The 16,491-nt window shown below is 40.5% G+C and carries 12 protein-coding genes; all 12 read left to right on the forward strand.

The window, feature by feature from the left end:
* Window positions 1–175 precede the first annotated feature (175 nt).
* The 12 genes from PTI45_RS04950 to PTI45_RS05005 all read left to right on the forward strand — a co-directional run bounded on the left by PTI45_RS04950 (window position 176) and on the right by PTI45_RS05005 (window position 16,291).
* Window positions 176–4,027, forward strand: coding sequence for a glycosyl hydrolase 53 family protein (locus PTI45_RS04950; RefSeq protein ID WP_069326438.1), 3,852 nt, complete (start codon window positions 176–178; stop codon window positions 4,025–4,027).
* Window positions 4,028–4,241: 214 nt separating this feature from the next.
* Window positions 4,242–4,748, forward strand: a complete 507-nt coding sequence (locus tag PTI45_RS04955; protein WP_069326439.1) for an SRPBCC domain-containing protein — start codon at window positions 4,242–4,244, stop codon at window positions 4,746–4,748.
* Between the two features lie 147 nt (window positions 4,749–4,895).
* Window positions 4,896–5,447, forward strand: a complete 552-nt coding sequence (locus tag PTI45_RS04960) for a TetR/AcrR family transcriptional regulator (RefSeq protein ID WP_069326440.1) — start codon at window positions 4,896–4,898, stop codon at window positions 5,445–5,447.
* A complete protein-coding gene (locus PTI45_RS04965) occupies window positions 5,447–5,818 on the forward strand; it encodes a DMT family transporter (protein WP_069326441.1) in 372 nt (123 codons plus the stop codon). Before PTI45_RS04960 ends, PTI45_RS04965 begins: the two co-directional genes overlap by 1 nt.
* A gap of 231 nt (window positions 5,819–6,049) precedes the next feature.
* Entirely contained in the window at window positions 6,050–7,915 is a 1,866-nt protein-coding gene (locus tag PTI45_RS04970) for a BglG family transcription antiterminator (RefSeq protein ID WP_069326442.1), read from the forward strand.
* Window positions 7,916–7,933: 18 nt separating this feature from the next.
* Window positions 7,934–8,812, forward strand: coding sequence for a ketose-bisphosphate aldolase (locus tag PTI45_RS04975; RefSeq protein ID WP_069326443.1), 879 nt, complete (start codon window positions 7,934–7,936; stop codon window positions 8,810–8,812).
* Window positions 8,813–8,827: 15 nt separating this feature from the next.
* On the forward strand, window positions 8,828–10,756 hold the full coding sequence (locus tag PTI45_RS04980; RefSeq protein ID WP_069326444.1) for a PTS fructose transporter subunit IIABC: 1,929 nt from the start codon (window positions 8,828–8,830) through the stop codon (window positions 10,754–10,756).
* A 292-nt stretch (window positions 10,757–11,048) separates the two neighbouring features.
* Entirely contained in the window at window positions 11,049–11,591 is a 543-nt protein-coding gene (locus tag PTI45_RS04985; protein WP_069326445.1) for a PadR family transcriptional regulator, read from the forward strand.
* A gap of 91 nt (window positions 11,592–11,682) precedes the next feature.
* Entirely contained in the window at window positions 11,683–12,336 is a 654-nt protein-coding gene (locus PTI45_RS04990) for an HlyD family secretion protein (RefSeq protein ID WP_069326446.1), read from the forward strand.
* Window positions 12,337–12,350: 14 nt separating this feature from the next.
* The gene (locus tag PTI45_RS04995; RefSeq protein ID WP_069326447.1) at window positions 12,351–13,889 is read left to right on the forward strand and encodes a DHA2 family efflux MFS transporter permease subunit; all 1,539 of its coding nucleotides are present in this window, start codon (window positions 12,351–12,353) and stop codon (window positions 13,887–13,889) included.
* A gap of 51 nt (window positions 13,890–13,940) precedes the next feature.
* Window positions 13,941–15,449 carry an efflux RND transporter periplasmic adaptor subunit gene (locus tag PTI45_RS05000; RefSeq protein ID WP_069326448.1) on the forward strand — a complete coding sequence of 503 codons (1,509 nt, stop codon included), beginning with the start codon at window positions 13,941–13,943 and terminating at the stop codon, window positions 15,447–15,449.
* A gap of 239 nt (window positions 15,450–15,688) precedes the next feature.
* A complete protein-coding gene (locus tag PTI45_RS05005; protein WP_083243355.1) occupies window positions 15,689–16,291 on the forward strand; it encodes a TetR/AcrR family transcriptional regulator in 603 nt (200 codons plus the stop codon).
* Window positions 16,292–16,491 lie beyond the last annotated feature (200 nt).

Consider the following 16,491-nt stretch of genomic DNA (forward strand, 5'->3'; position numbering starts at 1 on the left):
GGAATAACAGTTCTCACCAAAATGCTTGCCTAAAAACACAAAATGTTGCAATCGTCCCATGTTGCTGTGCAAAAGAGGATGCTATAGTGATCACAGTTATATGTAAGCGCTTTACATAAAAGAACAGTGCTTATGTGAAGATATACACATAGATAGAGCGAAAGGGGATACACCATTGAAAAGAAAGAAAAAGATAGCTTCGTTGTTGTTAGTAATGGTGATGATCATCGGTCTATTACCGGTTCATCTGACACCTGCATTAGCAACAACGAATGACAACGAATGGATTCAAAATGGAGGATTTGAAAGTGACTTTTGGAATGATTCATCATGGCAAGTGGATTCTTCAGATTGGAAATTAATTGATATTCAGCAATATGCGTATGTGAATGATTCTTTTATTACACCCTCAGAAGATACGTATGCGTTCAAATATTGGATAAGCGATCAATCTACGACTAGCCAGCAAGTCACCGTAAGTCAGAATGTGCCTACACTTTCTGCTGGAAGCTATGAATTGTCTGTCCAGTCAATGGGCGGTACAGGAGCAGAAGGAAGTCATGTTCAATTGTTCGCAGGCAATGAACAAAGTAATGACGTGGCAACAACAGGATACAATCAGTGGGGAACGGTCACATTGAAATTTGTTCTGACCGAGCCGACGGCTAACCTTAAGATTGGAGCTAAAATCACAGGTGGAGCAGGCGCATGGGGATATCTTGATGCAGTCAAGTTGAAGCAGACAAGCACCGATACAACCACACCTGTACAAGCCGATATTTTTGTCCAAAAAGTACAGGGCTTGAAATCCGACTTTATTAAAGGGGTCGATGTATCCAGTATTCTCTCACTAGAGCAAAGTGGCGTGCGTTTCTATAATGAGCAAGGGATAGAGCAAGATATATTTACAACGTTAAAACAATCCGGTGTCAATTATATTCGTGTGCGTATCTGGAATGATCCGTATACAGCAGATGGTAAAGGATACGGTGGCGGAGATAATGATCTTGCCAAAGCGATCGAAATGGGAAAACGAGCGACGGCAAATGGTATGAAATTGTTAATCGATTTCCATTATTCTGATTTCTGGGCAGATCCGGGTAAGCAACATACTCCGAAAGCATGGGCAAACCTTAATCTAGCGGACAAAGAACAAGCGGTCTATGATTATACCAAGACAAGCCTACAACAGATTATAGATGCAGGGATAGATGTAGGTATGGTGCAAGTAGGTAATGAAACGAATCAATCATTTATCGGGGAAAATAACTGGGTGAATATCAGCAGATTGTTCAATAAAGGCAGTCAGGCGATCCGAGCAGTAGATCCTAAGATTCTAATTGCGCTACATTTTACGAATCCAGAGACACCGGGTCGTTATCTTTCTTATGCCAAAGCGCTTGCGGAACAAGGAGTCGATTATGATGTATTTGCCAGTTCGTATTATCCATTCTGGCACGGTACACTGAGCAATTTGACTGCTGTATTGAAGCAAGTAGCCGATACGTATGGCAAAAAGGTGATGGTCGCTGAAACGTCTTATGCCTATACAGCCGAAGATGGAGACGGTCATGAAAATACAGCGCCTCGCAGTTCAGGACAGACGCTTGATTATCCGATCAGCGCTCAAGGACAAGCGACATCTGTGCGTAATGTGATCCAAGCGGTATCGCAAGTTGGAGATGCCGGCATAGGTGTATTTTATTGGGAACCTGCATGGTTACCTGTAGGGCCGAAAGAAAATATCGAACAAAATAAAAAATTATGGGAACAATATGGATCAGGTTGGGCATCCAGTTATGCGGCAGAATATGATCCCGATGATGCGGGTAAATGGTATGGCGGTAGTGCTGTCGATAATCAGGCATTGTTTGATTTTGCAGGTCATCCATTACCTTCGCTCAATGTATTCAAATACGTAAACACGGGTGCAGTAGCAACGCTCAAAGTCGATGAAGTGCAAACTGTGAATATTACAGCTAATGCAGGTGATCCTATCCCATTACCTAGTGTAGTGACAGCAACTTATAATGACGGTACTACAGGCACACTAGCTGTAGTCTGGGATCAGCAAGAGTTAGAAGATGCACTACGTCAAGGTGCAGGTCAGTATACGATCAAAGGAACAGCTACCGGTGGATACGCGGCACAAGCAAAACTGGATATTCGCCGTCCCAATCTACTGCTCAATGGTGGATTCGAACAAAATGATCGTAGTATGTGGGAAGTGACGTATGGCGATGGAAGTACACCGCATACTGATTTCCAAAACAAAGCTTCAGATGCCAAATCCGGACAATACTCGCTCCATTTCTTTTCAGCGGATGGTGTGAATTTTAAAGTGAAGCAGATCGTACAAGGAATGAAGCCCGGTTATTATGATCTCTCCATGTCGATTCAAGGTGGCGAAGCAAATCCATCCCAGATGGCTTTATTTGCTTCTACGGGTGGACAAGAAGTACAAGCAGAGACAGGAGTTAAAGGCTGGGTGCAATGGAATCAGCCTGAACTGAAAGACATCAAAGTAACTGATGGAATGTTAACCGTAGGTGCTACAATTCAAGCGGGTGGTGGAGCATGGGGATCATTAGATGATTTCTATTTAACATTTGCACGTGATCTAGAAGCGACTGAACCGGATGGAGGCACAACGCCTAATCCTGTTCCTAATCCAGAACCAACACCGACTCCTACTACGGGTAATTCTTCCAGTAAAGGTGGCGGTGGTTCGGCAGTAGCGACTGAGAACATTACTTCTTCTAACCTTATAATTAAACGTACAACATTAGCAGATGGCACCAAAAAAGACACTGTTAATTACGAAGCGTCCCAAGCACAAGAAACGGTGCAAAAAGTAAAAGCAGAAGGTAAATCAACCGTACGTCTTATGATGCCAGACCCTAACAATGAAGTTAGTGAATTGCAATTGGGTTTACCTCAACAAACAGCGAGCATATTGGTAAATAATCAAATGAATCTAGAAGTGTATACTAATCATGCACAACTGATTCTACCTATAGCTACATTGTCTGCATTAGGAGCAGATCGTCAATTTACGATTCGTCCTTTGCAAAAAGCAACCGATCAACAAGCGGTGAACGAACGTGTGCAACAAGATCGTCTCATACAATCTGCTATAGGCAATGGAACCGTACAAGTGATCGGTACACCTGTAGAGATCGATACGAATCTACAAGGACAGCCTGTGAATCTAGTTCTTCCTTTACCAGAGCAAGCTTTACCAGCATCCACAACAGAACGTCAGACATTTGTGAACAATCTAATGATCTATGTTGAACACAGTGATGGAACCAAAGAGTTACTACAACCTACAGTAATCTCTGAAGACAATGGATCTTCTGCATTACAATTTAGCGTTAACAAATTCAGTACATTTACAATTGTTCATCTGGAGAAATCGCTAGATCGTGACAAGACAAGCGAAAGCAAGCCAACGAACGAACCTTATATGCAAGGTTATCCGAATCAGACTTTTCAACCTAATCGTACTGTGACACGCGCCGAGTTAGCATCTATTCTTGTCCGTCTGGGAGGAGATGGCTTATCTACATCTTCCACAACAACAGATCAGACATCGAAGTATAGTGATGTGATTGCTGGCAAATGGAGTACAGAAGCGATTCAAGCGGTTACTGCCGCAGGTTGGATGCAAGGGGATAGTCCGAACACATTCGCACCGGAACGTCCAATCACTAGAGCTGAAATGGCGACGATCCTTACTCGCTGGATGAAGCTTAGCGGAGAAGGTCCTATTTTCCCGGATACGAAAGGACACTGGGCAGACGTATCTATTGCTCAAGTTCAGCAAGCAGGCTATATGCAAGGGATGCCAGATGGTACATTCAAGCCGAACCAGACATTAAGCCGTGCACAAGCGGTTACCTTATTCAATCGAGTACTGAATCTAACACCAAGCGTAGAGACAACTACATCTCAGTGGTCAGATGTTCCAGCATCTCATTGGGCATTTGGAGATATTGTAACAGCAACAAGAATCAATCAGTAAAAGTGGGAATTTCAAAAAGAACGTTCTGGCTATAGGCTGGAGCGTTCTTTTTTTATAGAATAATCGTATGAATTATACCTAAACCTAGAAATGTTGATTATTGATGTAAATATAACTTTAATAAAGGCATGTTTTGATAGTATATTTAACGTAGGCAACCTAGAGAATGAGCATCTATATCTATTACCCAAACTACATTTCAGGAGGATGAATCATGTCATCTAAAATGATCTCCAAAGTAGAAGGTCAGACGTTAGTGCTAGAACGGGTTTTCGATGCTACACGTGAACAGGTATTTCAAGCATTCTCAACAGCAGAACATTTGACAGAGTGGTGGGGGCCTAATGGATGGACACTAACGGTCTGTAATATCGATTTTCGTCCAGAAGGGATCTGGCATTATTGTATGAAGTGTATCGATCCCGCGCAAGGTGATTTTTATGGATATGAATCATGGGGTAAAGCCGTCTATCATGAGATTGAACCTAATCAAAAAATAGTCTATACCGATTATTTCTCCGATGCCGATAGCAATGAGGTTGAAGGGATGCCACCTAGTCATATTACGATGTTATTTGCAGATCAGGACGGGCAGACTCAATTAATCAGTCATTCTCGCTTTGAATCTGTGGAAGCTTTGCAACAGGTGATCGAGATGGGAGTAGAGCAAGGTATTCGCGAAACATGGGACCGACTTGAAGCCTATCTGCAATCTCTTTAATTAAATAGAATCGATGATAAAAGCCCTGATGGATGATGAAGTATATTCAACATTCGTTCAGGGATTTTGTTATTTTGAGTGATTTTATTTTAAAATTTCACTTGAAATAAAACCGTCCAGACGGTATAGTAAAATGGGTGATCAATGATGACAACAACTAAAAAAGAATTAAAAAAAGAAACGATTCTCAAAGCGGCTGCTCATGTGGTACGTGAAGAAGGCGTAGACAAATTAACCTTAGAAGCAGTAGCCAAACAAGCAGGCATCAGCAAAGGCGGACTACTATATCATTTTCCGAACAAAGAGGAATTGATTCTAGGCATGGTCGAACGGATGTCCAATCATTTTACCGGAGAATTATATCAACGAGCTGAGCAAGATTCCGATTCCAAAGGGAAATGGACACGTGCTTATGTAGAGACTTCATTTTCAGAAGAGCAAGATGTAGATGGTCTATATACCGCACTATCGGTAGCACACTTTACTCATCCCAAAATGCTTAAATTATTGCAAGAAGATTATCAAGATATTCAGCATAAACTCGAACATGATGAACTTGATCCAGTACGTGCTACGATGGCGCGATTAGTGGTGGATGGATTATGGTTCGCAGGTATGTTTGGTCTGGCGCCACCTGATGATAAGTTACAACAGCAGATTATGGAAGAACTTAGAAATTATATAAAGGAGCAATCATAATGGCATATCTCTTTTTGGCAATTTCAATTATAGGCGAATTGATTGGAACGTCGATGCTCAAAGCCTCTGAAGGATTTACCAAGTTATATCCGACATTGCTGACCATTGTTGCTTTTGTGATCTCATTTTACTTTGTTTCGTTAACGCTCAAAACGTTACCACTTAATATGACGTATGCGATCTGGTCAGGTGTCGGAGCTGTAGCGACAGCATTGATCTCTGTACTCATCTGGAAAGAAAAGATCAACACAGGAAGTATGGTAGGCATAGCACTTATCGTTGTTGGAGTCGTGGTATTGAATTTATTCGGTGCAGGACATGGTGAAGCAAAAGGATCGACAGAAACAACAAGTTCAATTGCTCAGAAGTAAAGTTCGATGAAATCATATGACTCTTATATCTATCCCAAGCCAGCCTTGATCAAGGTTGGCTTTTTAGCTATTTCTTTTTTACAAAAGATTCTTAAAGAGTGAAGTCTCTTAGATATTTAAAAGGTGGGTATCATAGAACAAACAACAAATCACTTCCTAACTATTAGGAAACACTATAGGCTTGGTGTAAATAAAGCGCTTGCATTAGTATAAATGCGAGGAGGAAAACAAATGCGGAAACGTTACATTAAGCTATTGGAGCATTTAAAACAATCGGAGCATGACTTTGTGAGTGGGAGCGAATTAGCTAATCTATTTGATGTAACGACGAGAACGATACGCAATGACATCAAAGAAATCAACGAGAATTATTTAGATAAAGCGATTATCACAGGTAACACTCGCAAAGGATACAAGCTTGTCGGAGACTTGTCGAATCTCCATCAGAATGAAGATGATTATGAAGAGCGAGCTTTCCATATTATTAAAGCGTTACTGTCTCAGACAGACTTTATCACTTATGAAGATTTAGCCAAAAATCTTTATTTTTCTACACAAACGATTCGCAAAGATGTACAGAAATTGTTGCAGACCATTCAAGCAGAAAAGCAGAATATTGAGATCGAAGCGATTATTTTTCAAGGCATTCGGCTTAAAGGAAGCGAAGTCGAAAAGCGGATTTTGCTCAAAAAGCTGGTGACTGCGGATTGTCTCAAACGCATGTCGTTGGATGAAGCGCTACAGTATTATTTTGGCGATTGGTTTAATGAATCAGCGATTACTTTTATCTATACATGTATCGAGGAAGAAGTCGCACGATATCATTTGCTACTGAGTTCACAGGAATTATTTTCGATCTGTGTCAATGTACTGATTAGCCTCAAGCGGGTTGAACTCGGACAGCCTATCGCAGCACAAGATATGCGACTCGATCATACAAGCTTTGAAGAATTACGTATCGCGCGGTCTATTTTGAACCGTTTGACCATGGAGTTAAAGACTCCATTTGATGAATACGAGTATCAGTATCTAGGTTATCTGCTGATTGCACTACAGATTTTACCGAAAAAAAATGAAGGTATCGAACATGAGCAATCCAATGAGATCGAAGCCAAAATCAAAGCCGTAATCCAGAACGTTGGAGAGCAATATGGATTTGTCAGTTACAAAAATGAAGAACTGTTTGATCGACTACTTGCTCATATTACCAAGTCTTTATATCCGTTAAAATATTACTTTCCTGTCGAAAATCCTTTTATTGCTCAAATAAAATCAGAATACACCAATGCTTATAATATTGCGGTTGTGTTAGCGAAAGAATTGCAATTTTGCTTAAATATCAAAATCCCGGAAAATGAAATCGGTTATTTAACGCTTCATGTGATGGGGATTATCGAGAACTCTCAAGAAACCCGCAAACGAATAGCGATTATTTATGGCAAAAACCCGTTAGTGGGCAAGCTATTAGAACGCAAAATCAATCTGTATTTTCCGAATATCAAAATCGACAGTCTGCTCGCTAATCATGAAATTCATCTTCTGCCTGAAGGAATCGAGACCATTATTACGACAAGCGAGATCGCCGAACAACATCAATTACAGGCTCAAAATATAATTGTCGTGAGTGAAATGATTACCAGTGAAGATATGAAAAATATTTCGATCCAGTTAAATCGTGGATTATTGAAGTATTATCTATCGCCAAACGACCTCTTTTTTTTAGATGAAGATCAACCTACTGATTTATTGAAAACCCTTACAGAATTAGGAGACATTCAACATCTATATACCAGTATTCTGGAACGGGAAAAAATGTCGAGTACCAATATAGGAAATCTAGTCGCGATGCCCCATCCCTTTGATTGTGGAGATAACAAAAAATTACGTGTACTGGTCGCTATCAATAAGCAAAAAATACTGTGGGGCGATCAGATGGCGCAGATCATCTTTCTATTTATCCCACCCAAAAATCAAAAGGTGAACAACACCAAATTTTTTGAAGAAATTTATGATGTATTCAAGCAGACCAATATGACAGAAAAGCTACTCAAAATCACCAATTATGATGAATTTTTGGAAGTCTGGTCTTCCAAATAACCCTTAGGAGGCATTCAAATGTTAATAAATATGAGAGATTTACTTAAAGTGGCGTATGAGAATAAATTTGCAGTCGGTTCTTTTAATGTAGCAAATAGTGAGTTCGTCAAAGTGGTCATCAATGCCGCAGAAGCACAAAATTCACCTGCGATTATGCAGATCCATCCGAACGAAATTGATCTAGTCACAGATAGTTTTGTCGCTTATGTCCGTGAAGCTGCATCCAAATCGAAAGTACCGTTTGTGATTCATCTGGATCATGGAGCAAGCATCAAAGATATTACACGCTCGATTCGTAACGGTTATACATCAGTCATGATGGATGCTTCGCATTTGCCCTTTGAAGAAAATATTGCGGCTACTCGAGAAGCTGTAGAATTAGCACATCTGGTGGATGTATCGGTTGAAGGTGAGCTGGGTACGATCGGTAGTAATGAAGGTAGCTCTGAAGGTGGAGCAGATGAGATTCTGTATACCAATCCTGATGAAGCGGCGATTTTTGTAGAACAGACAGGTATTGATACACTGGCTGTTGCAGTAGGGACTTCACACGGTATCTATCCGCAAACGAAAGACCATTCGATCAAAATTGATCGACTCCAACAGATTCATGAAAAAGTGAAAATTCCATTAGTCTTACATGGTGGTTCAGATAATCCAGATGAAGAAATCAGAGAAGCGGTGAAGCACGGTATCGCTAAGATTAATTTATCTACAGATATGAAGAGAGCCTTTTACAATCAATTAAGAAAAACACTCGATGCGAATCCTAATGCCTATGAACCTGATTTCTTAATGCCTGAAGCGACTCAAGCGGCAACAGAATTAGTGAAGAAAAAAATGGATCTTTTCGGATCAACAGGTAAAGCATCCCTTTACAAATTGGGAGAGCTATAAGAGGAGTGATCAATCATGAAGATTTCTAGTGTGTTACAACCGGAAAATATCATATTGGATGTCACCGCTACTACCAAAGCAGAATTGATAGATGAATTAGCGCAAAAGTTAAATAATAACGGCTATTTGAGCGATATCGAGCAATTTAAAAAAGATATCTGGGCGCGTGAAGAACAGGTACCGACTGAAGTGGGCTTCGGGATTGCTATTCCACATGCCAAGTCCGCAGGAGTCAAAGCGCCCGCAATTATTATGGGTCGATCACTAAGCGGTATTAATTACAGCACAGAATCATGCAATCTGTTTTTTATGATTGCGGTCGATCAACATTCGTCTTCTGAACATTTGCAGACGTTATCCAAAATCTCCACTTTTCTGATGGATGAATTGTTCAGAGCGAAGCTTATTCTGGCACGTGATCGTGAAGAGATTGTGCGACTATTTGAACAAGCCGAACAACAAGATACAGCCGCTCTGCATAGTGATAAAAAACATGCAGGCAAAAAAATCGTCGGCGTTACTGGTTGTCCTACAGGAATTGCTCATACCTTTATGGCGGCAGAATCATTAAAAAATGCCGCTCAAGAATTGGGAGTACAGATCAAAGTACAGACAAACGGATCAACAGGTGTCGAAAATGAATTAACAGCGGAAGATATTGAGCAAGCAGATGGAATCGTAGTTGCCGCCGATGTCAAAGTCGATATGAGCGTTTTCGGTAACCGTAAAGTGGTTCAAACGTCGGTCAAAAACGGTATTCATCATGCTAAAGATTTGATTGAAGAAGCGATAGCAGGTAAAGGTGTCGCTCAAAATGGTGGTCAATCCAACCTCAAAGAAGCGAAAGAAAAAACACGTCTCAAACAGCCTAAAATCTACAGCCATATTATGAATGGTGTCTCCTTTATGATTCCATTCGTCGTCGCTGGCGGAATATTGATTGCGCTCTCATTTATGTTCGGTATTCATGCCGCTGATCCAACAAGCCCTGATTATAATCCGTTTGCTGCTTTTTTGAGTACAGCAGGTGGTAGTGCAGCCTTTGCTCTAATGGTTCCTGTATTAGCAGGGTATATTGCCTATAGTATTGCAGATCGTCCAGGTCTAGCACCGGGGATGATTGGCGGAATGCTTGCCACACTCGGTGGTTCAGGCTTCCTCGGCGGGATGTTAGCAGGATTTATCGCAGGGTATAGTATTCTAGCGATCAAACGATTAGTAAGAGGGATTCCTGATTCCTTACAAAGTCTGTCGCCTGTGTTGATTTTACCTTTAGTCGGTTCATTTGTAACAGCGATTATTATGTACTTTGTCGTGAATACGCCGATGGCTTGGATTAACGTATCGTTACAGGGATGGCTCAATAGCTTAACAGGGACGAATGCGATATTGTTAGGTGCTTTACTTGCAGGTATGATGGCATCAGATATGGGTGGGCCGATTAACAAAACCGCATCTGCTTTTGGACTCGCTATGTTTGCCAATCAGATTTTTGAACCGTCAGCTGCTCTGATGGTTGGAGGTATGGTTCCACCACTAGGGATCGCCTTAGCAACAACATTGTTCAAAAATAAATTTACCATCGAAGAACGCAATGCTGGCAAAGCCGCTTATATTATGGGAGCTTCTTTTATTACCGAAGCCGCTATTCCTTTTGCCGCTAATGATCCATTACGGATTATTCCTGCTAACATTGTTGGGGCAGCGATCGGTGGCGGAATGTGTATGGCACTGGGTATTTCACTACAAGCTCCGCATGGAGGAATCTTCGTGATTCCGATAGCAGCCAGTAATCCATTGCTCTATATCCTCTGTATTGCTGTTGGTTCTGTCGTTACCGCTTGTATCATTGGCTTATTGAAAAAGCCAGTCTATCAATCGAAAAACAATGACCAAACAGAAGTAGAGAAAAGTGAATTAGCACCAACTATGAAATCAGCATAAGAATAACCAATATATTTACATTTTAAAAAGAGTAGAATCCTTCAGAATGTTGAAAGGATTTTACTCTTTTTGGCGTGCAAATAATCTTTATTTTGTAAAAATACATTACATACCTACATAAATCTTGAAAACCATTGACAACGTTTAAAAAATTACATAAGATAATCTTGTTCATTACTCTGCACAGAGTAATCTACGCAAAGTAATTTTTGATAAGCAAAGCATCGATAGAATCAAACCTATAGATAAATACACTGTTATAAATGAATAGGAACAAAGGAGATGCTTTTAATTGTCTATACAGATTTTTATTTTGGGAAAGCTTCATGATCAGGATTATCACCCGTATGATATCAAAAAAATTATTAATAACGGCACAGAAGGTCTAGTACGGGTCACCGATGGTAATTTGTACTACAATTTCGAAGCATTGCAAAAGAAAGACTATATTCAAAAAGTGAATACGATTCAAAATGATAATCGTCCTGAAAAAACAAATTATACGATTACTGAAAAAGGGAAAGAACATTTAAAAGAAATGATTTATAAAAGCTTTAAAAATCCTGAAGATGTTCGTTCTTTGTTTGCTTCGCTGTTGTTTATTCAGCTTGTAGATGTGAACAAACTGATCTATTCGACATTGGAAACCATCGAAAATTTGGAGAAGCGAATAGACTATTTACAAACAAATTCATATCATCCTTTGCCTGACTATGTCGATCCTGATCAACACGAAATGGTTGATTTTATGGGTGCATATACATTGGATAAAAAGAAAGTCGAATTAAAAGCATTTAAACAATTACTATCGTTACTTGAAAAACATCGTTCTTGATGTATTACATGCTCTAAAGCAGAGGTGAGTACAGATCGCGATGATGGTTTGAATAGGGATTCCCAACTTTTAGACTGCTGAGGTGGAGTAAGTGAAGAAGAAGATTATTTTAATTATTTTACTGGTACTACTGGTCGTAAGTGGTAGTGCACTGGGCTATTACTATTGGTATCAAGGAAGTCATTTCGTCAAAACAGATGATGCTCGAATCAGTGCAGATCAGTATAAAGTGATGCCTCAGCTGACTGCTCGATTAGATCATATTGATGTCGAAGAAGGCGATATTCTCAAAAAGAATGAACCGATCGCTGAACAAGATGTATCTGGTCTAGAAGCAAGTGATATTAGTAAATCAGTGGTACGTGCCCCTATTGATGGTACGGTGCTCAAAGTACAATCCAAAGAACGAGAAATGGGATCACCGAGTACAGCGATCGCTATTATGGCAGATATGAAAAATCTATATGTATCCACCAATATTGAAGAAACAGATATTAGCCGGATTAAGTTAGGTGCACGGGTTGATATTACGCTTGATGCGATTGAAGGAGCCACGATACAAGGCAAAATTCGCAAAATTGGACAAGCTTCCAATGCTGTATTTTCTGCGATTCCTGCTACCAATACCAGTGGTAACTTTAACAAAGTGACCCAACGAATCCCTGTTGAAATAGCATTGAATGTACCGGACGGCATGACACTGATTCCCGGAACCAATGTTGAAATTAAAATCTATACACAGTAAAAGGGGGAGTCGATGTGGCTTCTAATGAAATGGCTGCTGCTCCTTCCTTGGATACCTCTTCCAAAGAACGCTGGCTTGCTTTCTTCGCTATTGTTCTTGGTGCTTTTATCGCTGTATTAAATAACAGCCTGATCAATGTAGCGATTCCGCAATTAACGACCGATCTAGGCTCAACCACAACCCGGATTCAATGGGTTATCACTGGCTATACATTAGCGTCAGGTATTATCGTGCCAATTACAGGATTTATGGAACGCAAAGTAGGCTATAAAAAGTTCTTAATCGGTGCATTAGCCCTGTTTACGCTAGGAACCGCTTTTTGTATTTTCGCATGGAATGATATGTCGTTGATTATTGCTCGTATTATTGCTGGTCTTGGTGGCGGCGTTATTATTCCACTGAGTATGACGATTATTTATAAAATTATTCCGCGTGAGCAAGTTGGGATGGCAATCGGGATCTGGGGTATTTCGGCAATGGCGGCTCCAGCGATAGGCCCTACACTAAGCGGATACTTGATCGAATGGTTTAACTGGCGTTTCCTCTTTATCGCTTGTGTACCGATTGCATTATTCGCTATTCTCATGGTCATGTTATTGATCAAAGAACCACCCAAAAGTGAACCGATTAAGTTCGATATTTTGGGATTTATACTGGCAGGCACATGTGCAGGCACATTATTGTATGCTCTATCGAATGGTTCATCAAAAGGATGGACATCTTTTGAAATAGTCGGATTACTGTTTATCTCGGTCTGGTCATTAATCTTTTTGATCGTGGTCGAATGGGGCAAAGACAATGCTGTTATCGATGTATCTTTATTCAAAAATTATAAATTTACGATCAGTGTGATTACGTCTAGCTTTGTCATGATGGGAATGTATGGCGGAACATTTTTGGCACCTGTCTTTTTGCAAAGTGTACAGTCTTACTCGGCAATCGATACAGGCTTAATCTTACTTCCTCAAGCACTGGCGATGGCGATAGTGATGCCATTTGCAGGGAAGCTACTGGATAAGATAGGCATTGTTCCAATAGGTCTGGTGGGCTTAACGTTAACCAGTCTGATGACATTCCATATGTACAGCCTATCTCCACAGACTTCCCGGACTTGGTTCGAAATGGTCACCGTTCTACGTGGTATCGGAATCGGTATGTGTCTCATGCCTTTATCTACAGTAGGGATGAATGCGGTAGCACCGGAAAAAGTAGCCAATGCTTCGGCGGCATCCAATCTGATTCGGACGATTGCAGGTTCTATTGCGATTGCCATTTTAACGTTTATTATGCAAAGTCGAACCGCTTTACACGGTCAACATATTGCAGAATCGATCACAGCAGATGGCGCTCAGACCTTGCAATCGACACTCGGTAGCTCATGGGTCTCTTCGTTAACAGGCATGATTTCACTGGATGCGTATTCGCGAGGGATTGCAGATACTTTTGTGATCTCATCGATTCCGCTATTCTGCTCGATTCCATTAATCTTATTATTTATTGGCAAACGCAAGCCCAAACCAGCGAAAGAAGAAGTGATTTTGGTCAAAGCTTAAAGCCTCACCGATCCATATAGACAGAACCGTTCTCTAGAAAGGAAAGAAGCGATGAACATCAAAAAGTGGGAAGTTACAGCAACAGCGCTATTATTAAGTACGGTTATTTTAGCAGGTTGTTCCAGTAGTGAAGCTGTTCAAGATATGAATGTCACGGTCAGAGTCAGTCAGGCGCAAACAGGCATGATCGGACAAGGCGAAATTTATACAGGCACAGTAACGCCATCAGCTACCGTCAATATTATGCCCAAAATATCCGGTAAAGTGTCAGCCATCTCGGTCGATATTGGGACAGAAGTGAAAAAAGGTCAGGTTCTTTTCAAGTTAGAAGACGATGATCTACGCAATAATCTGAAGATCGCTCAATCGAATGTAGAAGCGGCGGCGGCAGGTGTTACAACTGCTAAAGATTCGCGTGAATCCGGTATGGTCTCTGCCAATTCAGGTGTAGTGAGTTCAAAAGGCGGTGTGATTTCTTCCAAAAGCGCAATCGATCAAGCGACTGGGGGGATGAACCAAGCACAAGCAGGGGTGAATCAAGCGCAGACTGCACTCAAACAAGCACAAACGGCTATTTCTACAGCCACGAATACCATTAGACAAACACAAGAAAATGTAACCAATGCACAAAAAACAGCATCACGTACACAATCGTTATTTAACAGTGGTCTAGCTACACAAGCTGAATTGGAGCAGGTTAATGCAGCGGTAATTACAGCGCAAACGGCGTATCAAAATGCTCTAAATACTAAAGCGAATGCAGAAGAACAATTAGTGGGCGCTCAAAATGCGCTAGGTACAGCGCAAAAAGGATTATACACTGCACAAAGTGCCTATCAGAATGCTACAAGCAGTTATGAAAATGCCAATAGCGGTTACAGCAACGCTCAACGCCAGCTAGATGTTGCTCAAAGTACAGCAGGCATATCAGCTAGTGAGCAAAAAGTAGCTCAAGCTCGCTTGAATGTCAATATCGCTCAAGATAATCTTAAAAATGCTGTTGTCACTTCGCCAATTAATGGCATTATTACAACTAAAAATGCCGAAACAGGTGAAATGGTTGCTCCTTCCGCACCTTCACTTGTGATTGCAAATCTCAGTACGGTGAATATGCTGATCTATGTACCAGCAGATCAAATCAATAATATCCAAGCAGGCGATCGTGTACAGGTACGAGTCAATTCATCGAACATTTTAACGACAGGTAAAGTGAAAAATATTAACTCTATAGATAGCAGTGGAAATGGTTATCCGGTTCAAGTGGCTGTATCTAATGCAGACAATAAACTCAAACCGGGTATGCTTGCAGACGTCAGCTTTATCGGCAAAGATGCCAAAGAAGGTATTATTGTGCCGACCAAAGCGATTCAAAAAGACGGAAAAACCTCTTATGTCTATGTGGCTGTCAATAATAAGGCCATCCGTAAAGAAGTAAAAGTAGGTAGTGAAATGGGCTCGCAGACATTGATTACCAGCGGATTGAAAGATGGCGATAAAGTCATTCAGAACAATATAGCGTTACTTAGTGATCAGAGTACCGTTACGGTAAGTACAGATTAAATGATTCAGCATACTACATTAATTTATACTAAAAACCGCTCTATGATTTTGTAGAGCGGTTTTTTTCGTGTAAGTTTTGTTGTGTAAGTATATGAAGTGCATTCGAGGGAGTGGTTTGTATTTCATTCTCGTTTCTAATAAGTGTACATTAGAGATATGATATGAAGGAGTCTATGTCTACATTTAAGATAATCCATATGTCAACGACTCCACTTAAACACCAAGGATGGTGAATAGATATGGTGAATGTTAATGATCTACGTGTAGTACGCACACAAAGTTGGTTGCGAGAAGCATTGATCAAGCTGATCGAACAAGTAGGATTCGATGCGATAACAGTGCAAAGTCTGACACGAGAAGCAGGAATTAATCGGGCTACCTTTTACCAGCATTATCGAGATAAATACGATCTATTGGATCAAAGTATGGCGGATATGCTCACTTCACTCCAAGCTGAAGTGAAATTAAAAGAAATGAAAAAAGTAAACTTAGATATTCATTCGTTAGAAGCTTTATTTTTACGTGTGCTTACGATTATTTCTCAGCATCAGCCTTATTTTAAAGTGATGCTTGGTGATAAAGGGTTACCTTCTTTTCAATCTCAGCTTATCCAGCTTATCAAAGCCAATCTCAATGAAGTGATCGGACAACATTTCTCCTCTGATCCTCAGCAACAGATCACTCAAGATATCGCGATTACGTATGTGGCAACAGCCAATGTAGGATTGATTACACAATGGTTAACAGGAGTGATGCCCTATTCAGCAGCATTTATGGCTACACAAATGGCTTATTTGTTTGTACAAGGCCCTTTACAAACGTTACAAAAAACTTCGATCTGATCATCTTCCAAACAGCAGTCACTCCTATAGATGGAGTGGCTTTTTTGTATTGTTTATCGTCAGTATAGGCTGTATTGTGCGTTATCCGAGAGATAGCCATCACTATACGAAATAGTGTAGGTTAAGCAACGATTCTGGCTTTATTGTTTGTTGAATATGAACGCCAGATTGTTACAATTTAAGCAACAACATGTTGTTTA

The organism is Paenibacillus nuruki (assembly GCF_001721045.1).
GTDB lineage: Bacteria > Bacillota > Bacilli > Paenibacillales > Paenibacillaceae > Saccharibacillus > Saccharibacillus nuruki.

Coding starts and splice junctions, on each gene's coding strand:
- PTI45_RS04955 (WP_069326439.1), top strand. CDS start 4,242: ATGTCATCTAAAATGATCTCCAAAGTAGAAGGTCAGACGTTAGTGCTA.
- PTI45_RS04960 (WP_069326440.1), top strand. CDS start 4,896: ATGACAACAACTAAAAAAGAATTAAAAAAAGAAACGATTCTCAAAGCG.
- PTI45_RS04965 (WP_069326441.1), top strand. CDS start 5,447: ATGGCATATCTCTTTTTGGCAATTTCAATTATAGGCGAATTGATTGGA.
- PTI45_RS04970 (WP_069326442.1), top strand. CDS start 6,050: ATGCGGAAACGTTACATTAAGCTATTGGAGCATTTAAAACAATCGGAG.
- PTI45_RS04975 (WP_069326443.1), top strand. CDS start 7,934: ATGTTAATAAATATGAGAGATTTACTTAAAGTGGCGTATGAGAATAAA.
- PTI45_RS04980 (WP_069326444.1), top strand. CDS start 8,828: ATGAAGATTTCTAGTGTGTTACAACCGGAAAATATCATATTGGATGTC.
- PTI45_RS05000 (WP_069326448.1), top strand. CDS start 13,941: ATGAACATCAAAAAGTGGGAAGTTACAGCAACAGCGCTATTATTAAGT.
- PTI45_RS05005 (WP_083243355.1), top strand. CDS start 15,689: ATGGTGAATGTTAATGATCTACGTGTAGTACGCACACAAAGTTGGTTG.